Here is a 12,317-nt window from a genome sequence, read left to right as displayed (position 1 = left end):
CAATTTTTCAGAGCACGCAGCTTCGTTGTTCATGATAAACTGTATACCCTTATATACTTGATTATCCATTACTTTTTATCTTTGATAAGAAAACTCCGAGAAAATGCTAAAGAAGCACTATAAAAGCGCTCTTATATTCTTGATCAAAAAAGTATTTAAAAACTATAAAGAACGGTTTTTTATGAGATAAGGGGGATTTTTAAGAAGGATTATTGCAACCTAAGATTGAAAATATGTTTTGTAGAGCTAATTACGTTTAGTGTCTATGCAGGCGTGAAGGGGGGAGGATATGGCTCTACAATATAAATGGAAACGACATTGTTGGATACTCATGTTGAGCAGCTGTTTTGTGCAAATTGCTGCTGCAAATGAGGGGAGAACAGCACTTTTTTGTCAATCTTCAAGTTATGAAAATGATAAAGTATTTCAAGATCAATACAATGAGGATATGAAAACAGGCAGATGCATACTTGGAGCCTCTAATGATGTCATGGTAAGAACGCGCAATGAATTAGACTTTTTGAAAAAAACTAGCGATTTTGTCATGGATAAGGGTGCTAGAGTGTTTGCGAGTCAACAGGAGCTTGACAGCAGTCATCGTGACAATGCTGGATATAATGCACAAGAACAAAATATTGCGTTTCTTAAAAAGCCTGAACTTATTTCCATTAAAGATGGGGCAATGTTAGAAAATTATATCCTTGATAATGAAGGTAAAGCATACATTTCAAATGATGGTGAGATTGATAGTCCAGGGCGATCCATTAATAACACTGTAAGGAATGGTGCAGAGCTTTATGTGTATGCAGGAGGACTCAGTGAGAATAGTAAAATTGAACATGGTGGAATTGAAAATGTTCAGGCTTTAAAGGGAAAACAAGGTTTTTCGAAAAATGCTGTTGTTAAAGAAGGCGGGCACCAAAGTGTTGGAAATGGAGGGAAAGTAGAGGGGACTAAAATTTATGGCGGTGAGCAGCTTGTTTTCGGCGAGGGGGATATTGGAGGAGAGATTAAAGGCAGTAGTGCTTCTCATACTATCATTTATGGTCAAGATGAAACACTAGGCCAACAAAAAGTATATGATGGCGGAAAAGTTTGGAATACAAAAGTTATGCAAGGGGGTGTCCAAGAAGTTGGACAAAAGTCTCAAAGTGCAAAAAATGGTGGTTTTGCATTTGACACAGAAGTTTTTGGTGGTGGTAAACAACGTATCTTAAAAGGCGGTCAGGCTATTGGAGTCACTTTAAATGAGAATGCTATTCAGGAAATAGATACTGATGGATCTGTAAAAAATCTCACAATGAATGATCAAACAAAATCATGGGTGCATGCTGGAGCAACATTAGAAAGCAAGACACAGGTAAACCATTCTGGGCAGATCCATCTTTATGCTGGGAATGATCAACAACGCACTACAGTAGAAGATATTATTTTAAATGGAAAAGATACAAAACTATACTCTATTACTGATGAGTTTGATGGAAAAAGTTCTTTGATACAAAAATTAAGTGGTGAAGGGAGTGTTATTTTTTCATTTACAGGTTCTGATCCATATTATTCTCAGCTTCATGTGAATAATCTTTCAGGAAATTTACATTTCGCGTTCAATACTACGATTGCCCATAACCGTGGTGATTATCTCTTGGTTGAGAAAGGCTCTGGGAAACATACAATAAGTGTTGCTGATTCTGGAGTTGAAATCACGGATCCTTTTTCAAATAAGCGTGATTTAATTACGGATCAAAGTGGTGGAGCGCATTTTACTCTGACAGATCTTAAGGGTGAAAAAATTAACGCCATTGATGGTGGAACTTATATGTATGGATTGAAAGAAAGAAAGGATGAAAATGGAAAAGTGTGGTTTTTATCGGCAGACCGCCTCAGTGGGCCAGAAACCTCTATTCCAGATCCAACAAATCCTTTTTTTCCTGGTGAAACATCAACGACCCCCTCTACAGATGCAGTGTTAACGTTGTCCGTAGTCCCTGGACTTATTTTTAACAATGAGTTGCAAATTATACGGAATGGTAGAAAAATTTGGGACAGAAATAAGAAAGATATCGAACTATGGACTTATGGGATTAAGAGCAAAGAACGTGTTGCGACAGGCCATACACACTTTAAGCTTGGGCAGACAGGTTTAGTTTTTGGTGCTGATCAGTTGAGTGAATTAAGGTATGGAGAGTTGTATGTTGGTGGTTTCGGGAGTTATGATCACGCACGTATTTCTCATGCACGAGGTGGTGATAGTAATCTGAGCTCTTATAGCATTGGAACTTACGCAACTTATTTTGATCATCGTGGATGGTATATGGATGGTGTTTTGAAATATAATTATTACCAGGATGATTTGAAAGCCATCTCAACAAATGGTTTAGCCATTCAAAGTCATTACAATCAGTGGGCGATAGGTGGATCATTTGAGATTGGCTGTTATTTTGAACCGGCACAGAATACTTGGATGCAGCCTTATATCAAGCTAACAGGTTTGCAGGTTGAAGGTAAAAAAATAAAACTTTCCAATGGAATGATAGGTGATCTAAGCCCATTAACTTCATTCCGCAGTGAAGTTGGATTGACTGCAGGACATGAATTTTTTGTGAGTTCAGAAACTTCATTAACAGCTTACATTATGGCAGCTTGGTTGCGTGAGAATATAAATAATAATTATACGACAATTAATAAGCAGTATAAATTTATTACAGATTTATCAGGCAGTGCGGGTAAATTGGGAATTGGTTTAAACGGTTCGGTCAAGGATAAACTAACACTTTATGCGGAAGCACATTATCTAAAAGGACATAAGATTAAGAATGCTCTTCAAGGTATTTTAGGATTACGCTATAGTTTCTAAATATGTGTGTACACGGCTGATTGATTTTACAAATGTAATTGTTTTGTAAGCAGATAATGCTCGGCTATGTTTTTTCGAGAGTGTAGGGACTTTCTCAAACAGTAGGAATGTCTTTATACTCTCTCTTTTAAAGGCAACATACTGAATTTATAATAATAATTCATTTCTATGCATGTTGAATGAGAGGCCCGAATATCATAGGATTCTCTTATTTCAAATTTGCTCTATGTTGAATTAATCAAAACCATTTTCTTGCACGTTACAAGCAGGGAAGCCTGGGTGGATAAAAATTGTACAAGAAAGAACTAAAAGTACCTCTTATAAACTGCCCCAAGCACCAAAGGGTGTCGCGTTGCAACATTTTAGGGCTGGAAAAGTGTGTGATGGTACCAATTTGCTTACGCCATAAGTGTAAAGATTGGGGGACAATGACTTTATACTATACCATTTACGGATGACATTGCGAAATGGGCTTGGGTGCGCTGAGAGATGTCTCTTTAAAACAAGCACGTGAATGTATAATCCAATGGCGTTCTGTGTTTCGTGAAGACGTGACCCCGTTAGGCACGAGTGTTTTTTTCATCGATAACTTCAAATATTGCCAATTATTCCTTGAATTTAAGTAAACATTTTGAATTTTATTCAGTTTTTCTGCTTTAAGTTAGAGTTTTTTAGTGGTTTATAGATAAACAACTTAAAGTTGCTTAATTAAAAAATACACTAAAAAATTGTATTTAGACATAAATAAAACACATTGTGATACAATCTAAAACGAGCTATCTATGTAGTCGCGGGGTATTTTTCTAAATAATTGAGAGTGGAGTGTGGATAATGCGGTATAAATACAAATTAAGTTTTTCAGTATTGATGATCAGTAGTTGTCTTTTGCAATCTGCAAGTGTAGTTGAGAGTAGGAATAGAGTGCTAACAAGAGCAACACATGTGGAAAATAGAGAAGAGGAAGAAAAAAAATTAGAACAGATTGCTAGTTTTTTCAAAAATAATATTACGATTGAATATGGTGATGTAGAGCTTGTTGAAAATGGAGAAACTTCTGTAGGTTCCACTATTAAAAAAGGAGGGATGCAAATAGTTACACGAGCAGGAATTGCAATGAACGCCAAAATTTTGGGAGGTCAGCAGTTTATTCATGAAGAGCCAAATATTGATCTTACAAGCGTGGAGAGAAAAAGTAGTGCATATAATTCCACAGTTACTGGGGATGGTGGAACAGTTGGACAGCAGAATGTGTATGATGGAGCGTGGGTTTGGTATACGAAAGTGAGAGATAACGGAGAACAAAATCTTTATGCAGGACAAAGAAAAGGGGGAGGGAAATCAATGTATGCTGAGGTTTCTGGGAATGGGAGACAGCATGTCTTAGCACTAGGGGAGTCTGTGAAAACTACTTTGAAGGATCAAGCTATTCAAGTTGTATATCCTAGAGGGATTGTGGATACTTTAACAATTACGGATTCTGCTAAATCGTGGTTCCATGTCGGTATACAAAATGTCGTTGGAGAAGTAAGGGTCAAAGGTGGTGGAGAGCTTTATTTATTCGCTGGTGATAGGACAAATCATACGACTAAGAAAAAAATTCCTATAGAAGGAAGAGTGGATGAAACAATATTTGAGGTTGGTGAACGGAATATGGGAGAAAAACCTCAGATTGAAATTGAAGATTTAGGGGGTAATGGAGGAACTGTTATTTTTTCTTCTATTCCGTATGATCCACGACATATTTCACTTCATGTTAAGAAACTTTCAGGGGATTTACATTTTCGATTCAATATTAGTGCTACGGGGAATTCGAGTGATTACTTGTTGATTGATGAGGGCGCAGGTAATCACAAAATAAGCGTTGCAGATTCTGGTCGTGAAATTACAGGTTCTCTCTCACAAAAGAATAGTTTGGTCACAGGGATTAATTTAATTACTGATAGGAGCCACAATGGAGGCGCTAATTTTACTCTGGCAGACCTTTCGGGGATGGACATTACAGCTGTTGATGGTGGAACATATCAGTATCGCTTGCTGAAGAGAGATAGATGTGCTGATTCTAGTGGTAGTGCTACAATTTGGTATTTAGGAAGAGCCTCTGAAGGTACGACACGTTCGAATACTGAGGTACAGTGTGTGAATAAGAAAACGAAGGTTCCTCTTGCATTGTCTGATCAAGGCGCTTCTTCTAGAGGAAAAAATACCGGTTCTCGTAAACCTACTACAAAACAACCAGCTAAATCACGACCTCCACGTCATTTAAGAGAGGCACAGAATGTGTCTAATATTTCAGAATTTTCTCACTCTTTAGCTGATCAGATGACTTTGCGGACAAGCACTCAGGAACAACCTTCTCCACAATTAAGCGAGACGCTTTCAGTTTCTCACTTTTTGACCACTCCCTCTACAGATGCGGTATTGTCTATGTCTGTAGCTCCGGCGATGGTTTTTCACAATGAAATGCAAACCGTGCGTACGGGCAGAGGAATTTTAGATAAAAGTAAAAAGAATACGGCTTTATGGACTTATGTGATCAAGTCTAAAGAGAGTGTTGCTGCAGAGCATATAGATTTTAAGTTGGATCAGACCGGTATTGTCCTAGGGATCAATGGTTTAAGCGAATGGGACAATGGAGATTTTTATATAGGTGGTTTTGGCAGTTATGATCGTGCTCGTGTTGTACATGCACGGGGTGGTACCAGTGGTATTAATACTTATGGTATTGGTGCTTATGTCACGTATTTGGATCATAGTGGATGGTATCTCGACGGTGTTTTAAAATATAATCATTATCAAAATAGTTTAAAAGCCGTTTCAACGAATGGTTTAGGGATTGAAGGCAGTTATACACAATGGGCAGTGGGGAGCTCCTTTGAAGCTGGTTATCGACTTCAGATGTCACAGAGCAGTTGGCTTCAGCCTTATGGACAATTTTCTTGGTTGCGTGTTGAGGGTAAAGCAATCAAGTTATCGAATGACATGACAGGAGATATGGATCCTTTCACTTCATTACGCAGTGAGGTTGGCTTATCTTTAGGGTATGAATTTGGTTCACACATGGATTCCTCATCGCTTGCGTATATTACAGCAGCATGGTTGCGTGAGAATAAAGATGACAATCAAACGTTAATTAATCAACGGCATCCATTTACCACTGACTTATCGGGGAATGCAGGTAAATTAGGAATAGGTTTAAGCAGTTTGGTAAGTGAGAAGTTGAAGTTATATGGTGAGGCCCATTATGTCAAAGGGCGTAAAACAAAGCAGTCTCTTCAGGGGATTATCGGGGTACGCTATAGTTTCTAACGATATGGTTATTTTTTAGTTATCTTTAAATGTATGAGGGGATTTTTGAACCTAGATATGAAATGTCTAGGTTCGTCTTCTTAAAAAAACAAAGCTTTCATAAAAGGTATATATATTTTGCATGTTGGATTTTTTTTATAATTTTTGATTGATCTCAATGATAATTTTGATGGAAAGCGTTGAGGAATATAAAAGAAGTTCAGCATTTGCTGAGGGTCGGTAGCGCATTTTTATGATGGGAGGAGCAATTATAGGTATTTTTATTTCTATTGAAGTCTTCTTTATAATTCATTCTATATTTTTGAGAATTTGTATAGATTTTTGCAGAGTCACTTGGCAAAGGGCTCCTTGCTCGCTATAGAAACAGTCAGAGAATATTATAAATGAAATAAAGGTGAGTAAATGGCTTTAGAGCGTACTTTTTCGATGATTAAACCAGACGCAACCCGTCGTAATTTGACTGGCGCAATTACTAAAATGCTTGAGGATGCGGAGCTACGTGTTATTGCGTCTAAACGTGTTTGGATGAGCAAACGTGAGGCTGAAAAATTTTATGCTGTTCATAAAGAACGCCCTTTTTTTAGTGAATTGGTTGAATTCATGTCTTCTGGTCCAACCGTTGTACAAGTTTTGGAAGGCGAAAATGCAATAGCTAAAAACCGTGAAGTAATGGGAGCTACGAATCCTAGTGATGCAGAAGAAGGGACAATTCGTAAGGTTCATGCTTTATCGATTGGCGAAAATTCTGTCCATGGATCCGATAGTGCTGAAACGGCAAAAACAGAAATCGCTTTTTGGTTTTCTGAGGTAGAAATTGTTGGTTAATAAAGCGTATATAAGAAGCAAAAATCCGAAATATTATGTTTCGGTTTTTTGCTTATAAGATTATAGATTTTTTTTGAAAGGATATGGAGTATTCATCGTTTTTTTCAGCTTTTAATGCTGTAACTGCTTTTGCGAGGAGACATAAAAAGCATGTTGAATCTTTTCATAAAGAGCTTTTATCTATACGCCAGCTTCGTTTGTGAAGTGCAAAAGAAGTGTTTTGATTGATTGATCGTGAATAGATTAAAAATAAGTGAGCTTCACGTGTTTTCTTCTTTCGTTTAAGGGCAAAAAGGTAAATTATCTTTATAAATCTTACATATTCTTTCACAAAATAACATGCTTTAAACCTGCACGAAAATAATCCCAACCAGTCCACAATGTAAGGAGGGCAGAAATCCACAGCATAGTAATGCCAAACTCTACTGTGTAAGGGAAAATTTTATTACCGGCTGGTCCAGCTAAAAGAAAGATAATAGCGATCATCTGTACAAAAGTTTTCCATTTTGCAAGACGGGAAACTGGAACGCTCACTTTTAATTCAGCCAAATATTCACGTAATCCTGATACAAGAATTTCTCGGCAAAGAATGATAATAGCTGCCCATAGTGTCCACCCAGCGATAGTACTGTCTGCGGCAAGCAAGAGCAAACAAGCAGAGACGAGAAGTTTATCGGCAATTGGATCTAACATGCGACCAATATTGGATGTTTGTTCCCAAATACGAGCAAGGTAACCGTCAAGAAAGTCAGTAATGGATGCAACGATAAAAATGGAAACAGCAATCCAGCGAGTGATATCACTTGATTGTAGTCGCCCTTCTAAAAAAAAGCATGCAACAACCATTGGGACTGCAACAATTCGTGCATAAGTTAAAATATTTGGAAAAGAAAAAGTATGATTTTTCATGGAGCCATTTTTAATTCTTGTGAAAGAGAATATATTTCCTAAACGTAACAAGGTGAAGGTTATGAAACAAGCCTATTTTTCATGAAAATGGTTATGAATTTTTTGTGCAATTGTCATAGAGATTCCCGTAACTTTTTTTAAATCTTCAAATGAGGCACTAGCAACAGCTTTGGCACTTCCAAAATGATGAAGCAATGCACGCTTTCTTATTGGACCGATATTTTCGATTTCATCAAGTGGGTTTTTGAATGTTGCTTTTTTTCGTTTTATCCTATGAGTTCCAATCGCAAAACGGTGTGCTTCATCACGCAGACGTTGCAAAAAATAGAGGATAGGGTCACGTGGAGGAAGTGTAAAGGGGGGAATATCTTTTATAAAAAATCTTTCACGTCCTGCATGACGGTCAACACCTTTGGCGATTCCAACAACTGTGAAGAGATCATTTAATTGTAACTCAGCAAGTATTGCATGTACGCTGTTGATTTGTCCTTCACCACCATCAATTAAGATAAGGTCAGGCCAAATGGGAAAAAGATCATCATCTTTTATGTTATGACTTCTATTTGGCAGATCATACTCTTTGATAAGGCGTGAAAATCTTCGTTTAATCACTTCTTTCATCATGCCAAAATCATCGCCAGGCGTGATATCTGTTGAGCGAATGTTGAATTTTCGATATTGATTTTTAATAAATCCCATTTGACCAGCAACAATCATAGCCCCTACAGCATTTGTTCCCATGATATGAGAATTGTCATAGACTTCTATCCGGCGTGGAGGAAAAGGTAGTTGGAATGTTTTAGCAAGACCTTGAAGCAATTTTGTATGGGTGGCTGTTTCAAAAAGCTTATGTTCAAGTGCTTCATGAGCATTGAGATAGGCATGATTAACAAGAGTTTTCCGTTCACCTTGTTTGGGTAAAGAGAGGGATACTTTGTGGTTTGCTTTGAGGCTAAATGCTTCTGTAAGAAGTGCCTTTTCTTCAATTTCTTCAGATAAAAGGATACTTTTGGGAAGTGGTTTATCATCGTAGAATTGGGCAAGAAAACTCGCTAAAATTTCAGTGCGGGAAAAAGAGGGATCTGCTTTAGGAAAATAGGCACGGTTTCCCCAATTTTGCCCCATGCGAAAAAAGAACACTTGAATACAGGTCATTCCTTCTTTTTGTGCAATTGCAAATACATCCGCTTCTTTTATCGTTTGAGGATTAATACCTTGATGACTTTGTATGTGAGAAAGGGCTGATAAGCGGTCACGATAGGAAGCTGCTTGTTCAAAATCAAGATTTTCTGCGGCTTTATGCATAGCTTGAACCATATCGCTTTTAATAGATTGATCTTTTCCCGAAAGGAACGCTTTTGCTCCTTTCACCAGTTCTTTATAATCACTGTCACTAATTTCATGAGTACAAGGTGCAGAACATCGCTTAATTTGATAAAGCAAACAGGGGCGTGTACGGTTTTCAAAAACTGAATCAGTACAGGTTCGTAATAAAAAGGCGCGTTGTAAAACATGAACTGTTTGTGTCACTGCACCAGCAGAAGCAAAAGGACCAAAATAGTGAGCTTTTCGTATTCGAGCACCACGATGTTTGTAAAGTGCAGGCACTCGATGATCATCTGTAATCATAATATAAGGGAAACTTTTATCATCACGCAGGAGTACATTAAAATGTGGATGCAATCTTTTGATGAGATTGGCTTCTAAAAGGAGTGCTTCTGTTTCTGTATGGGTGACGATAAATTCCATATGATATGTTGCACGAATCATGCGGGTAATACGATTATTGTGTCCTTGTTCACGTGTATAGTTTGAAACACGGTTTTTGAGATTACGGGCTTTGCCAACATAGAGAATATCACCATTTTCACCAATCATCCGGTAAACCCCTGGCTTATGCGGAAGGTGTCTAACAAACTCTTGTATGAATTTGATACCTTGGAATTGATTTTTCTCATTGCTTTGATCGGCATTATGCCATGTAATATTAGAGAGAAAAGAAAGATTTTCCCGTTCATTTTGCGGATAATTTGTATTATTTTTCAGGACCATTCCGTTTATTACGAATATGTTGTTTGTTTAATATATGAAATATTCTTTTTTATTAAATAATGATTATTTATGTCTTTATAATTTTTTTCTATAAATAATATCTTATAGCATAAGAGTATGATTTTAGAGAGCTGATCTTTCATGAAAAATATGAGAGTTGTTATTTAAAGTAGCTTTATAAACTCGCCCAATTTATTCATTAAAATGATTGGAATAGGAAATTCATGATGATAAGAGCATAGATTTTTTTAAAAGAGAAAACATTAATTCACGCTAATCGTTGTTCGCTTATTATTATATGTTGATATGATCCCAAAAATCAAAAAACTTTGTTAATTAGTGCTTTTGTGTCTTGCAATATGATATTTTAATGTAGGGAAAATACAGAGAAAAGTCTAACATAATAGATGTTCTTTTTGAAGCCACTTATGCGTTATTTGGGCATTTTCATCTTGTCCCAGACGGTTGATAAGAAAGGGGCTGAGTTTTTTCATTTCTTCTTCCAAAAGGTAGGGAGGGTTAATAATAATCATACCACTTCCATTCATTGTCGGTGGACTTGAACTTTTTCGGATACGCATTTCAAGCTGTAGAATCTTAGGAATTCCGGTTTGATAAAGCGCGTGAAGAAAACTTTCAATTTCTTTATCATATTTAACAGGATACCATAAAGCGTAGATTCCTCCAGAAAAGCGACGATAGGCTTTCGTTAATCCCTCAATAAGGCGGGAAAACTCTCCAGCTTTTTCAAAGGGAGGGTCAACAAGGATAAACCCACGTTTTTCTTTTGGTGGTACATGAGCATTTAAGGAAAGCCAACCATCTAAATGCAGAACTTTTGTCTGATAATCTCCTGCAAAGTTTTTTGCTAAAATATGATAATCTTCATTGTGCAATTCTATTGCGGTGAGGCGATCTTGTTTCCGTAATAATTGACGAATAAGAACAGGAGATCCAGGATAAAATACAATTTCTTTTTCCCCTTTATTGAGGGCATCAATGATGTCACACCATGGACAAAGGAGTGTTCCTAAATCTTCTGGGATAGGAGTTGAAAAAAGTCGTTGGACACCTTCGCGCCACTCTCCTGTTTTATGTGCTTCTAAAGAAGAAAGGTCATAAATACCGATTCCAGCATGCGTATCTATAACGCGAAAAGCTTTTTCTTTGCGTTTGAGATATTCTACAATGCGAGTGACAATAATGTGTTTAAAAACATCAGCAAAATTGCCAGCATGATAAATATGCCGATAATTCATGGAATAAACTCTATCATATGTATAACTGTACCGGATTATTAGCATAGAATAATAGAATTGATATCCATAAAAATACTCTTGTAGAAATCAAACAATACCCTCACTAGCAAATTATACACTATAGAAAAAATATTAATGTCATCGGAGCATTTATTCACAGGGCTATTTTTATATTATGAGATTAATCGTTAAAATTTTAATTTTTTTATATGAAAGATAGACAAGACGAGATCAAACATTTCAATAGAGATATTTATGTTGTAAGAGAAGTTTTTTATGATCGCGGACTCTTTCAGGAAAACTATAAAAAACAATCAATTAACGAGAATATTAGTAAAGTTTGTTGAAAAATTGAAGGGTATCTTTCAAATTCATTCATAAATTTGCTTGTTTAAAGATTAAAGAATTTCAAATTCTTGATAAAAACATTGTTACATTGATCAGTTTTTTTACGAGCGTAAAATTATGAATAGAGCAATAAAGTGCTGGTATTATAGTGGTATATTTTTGTAAAAGTATGAATGAATCTCATTGCTTTAAGCGGAGTCAAAGCTTTACATTATACACGCTAAAAGGCTTAGTTATTGTGTATAATGCTAAAATAAAACTTTTGAAAATTGATATGTGCTCTGTAAGCTATCTCAATAAAATGAGTTTTTTAAACTAAAGTAAATAGGTTTATTTATCTCTAACACTGTATTATCGAGCGGCTTTATAAGGTAATCTTATAAAAAAGGCTAGGATAAGAAATTCTTTTTACATGGATTATGCTTCGATGCCATGCTTTTGATTGAATGTAATTTTCTATTCATGCTCATTTTGTTTTCAATACTGAGATAGGTTAAGCACATGATATTATGAGAACGCATGCCCAGAATCCGGAGACTTGTAATAGTTATGGTATTCAGCGGCTCAGAGAGACGGTTATATGGAGGTATTTTACTGAATAAGGCGCAAGCTGGTACCATTTTTATTTTTTAGCAGTATTGCCATATCTCTTGGCACTTGAGCTGGTTCATAAAGTGCATTTTTACTCTTTCTGCTAATAGTTTTTATTTACACGCCAGATATTTAATTGAATGCTATGATGGCTCATATTTCGTATTGTATAT

Annotated in this window: 6 protein-coding genes; 3 read left to right on the top strand and 3 right to left on the bottom strand. The window is 36.4% G+C overall.

The window, feature by feature from the left end; translation table 11 throughout:
* Positions 1 to 289 precede the first annotated feature (289 nt).
* The 3 genes from bafA (ACFIKI_RS04495) (at position 290) to ndk (ending at position 6,985) form a co-directional block, all read left to right on the top strand.
* Complete coding sequence (bafA, locus tag ACFIKI_RS04495; RefSeq protein WP_375665857.1) at positions 290 to 2,854, top strand: BafA family autotransporter; 2,565 nt, start codon at positions 290 to 292, stop codon at positions 2,852 to 2,854.
* Between the two features lie 831 nt (positions 2,855 to 3,685).
* Positions 3,686 to 6,160, top strand: a complete 2,475-nt coding sequence (gene bafA, locus ACFIKI_RS04490) for a BafA family autotransporter (RefSeq protein WP_375665856.1) — start codon at positions 3,686 to 3,688, stop codon at positions 6,158 to 6,160.
* Between the two features lie 402 nt (positions 6,161 to 6,562).
* Entirely contained in the window at positions 6,563 to 6,985 is a 423-nt protein-coding gene (gene ndk / locus ACFIKI_RS04485) for a nucleoside-diphosphate kinase (protein ID WP_375622178.1), read from the top strand.
* Positions 6,986 to 7,312: 327 nt separating this feature from the next.
* Here ndk and pgsA read toward each other — a convergent pair whose 3' ends face one another.
* The 3 genes from pgsA to ACFIKI_RS04470 all read right to left on the bottom strand — a co-directional run bounded on the left by pgsA (position 7,313) and on the right by ACFIKI_RS04470 (position 11,205).
* The gene (pgsA, locus tag ACFIKI_RS04480) at positions 7,313 to 7,894 is read right to left on the bottom strand and encodes a CDP-diacylglycerol--glycerol-3-phosphate 3-phosphatidyltransferase (protein WP_375622177.1); all 582 of its coding nucleotides are present in this window, start codon (positions 7,892 to 7,894) and stop codon (positions 7,313 to 7,315) included.
* A 72-nt stretch (positions 7,895 to 7,966) separates the two neighbouring features.
* A complete protein-coding gene (gene uvrC / locus ACFIKI_RS04475; RefSeq protein ID WP_375665855.1) occupies positions 7,967 to 9,946 on the bottom strand; it encodes an excinuclease ABC subunit UvrC in 1,980 nt (659 codons plus the stop codon).
* Between the two features lie 395 nt (positions 9,947 to 10,341).
* On the bottom strand, positions 10,342 to 11,205 hold the full coding sequence (locus ACFIKI_RS04470) for a 23S rRNA (adenine(2030)-N(6))-methyltransferase RlmJ (protein WP_375665854.1): 864 nt from the start codon (positions 11,203 to 11,205) through the stop codon (positions 10,342 to 10,344).
* Positions 11,206 to 12,317 lie beyond the last annotated feature (1,112 nt).

The sequence above is a fragment of the Bartonella sp. TT121SHDZB genome (genome assembly GCF_042193415.1).
Taxonomy (GTDB): domain Bacteria; phylum Pseudomonadota; class Alphaproteobacteria; order Rhizobiales; family Rhizobiaceae; genus Bartonella.
This window is presented reverse-complemented; position numbering and strand designations above follow the sequence as displayed.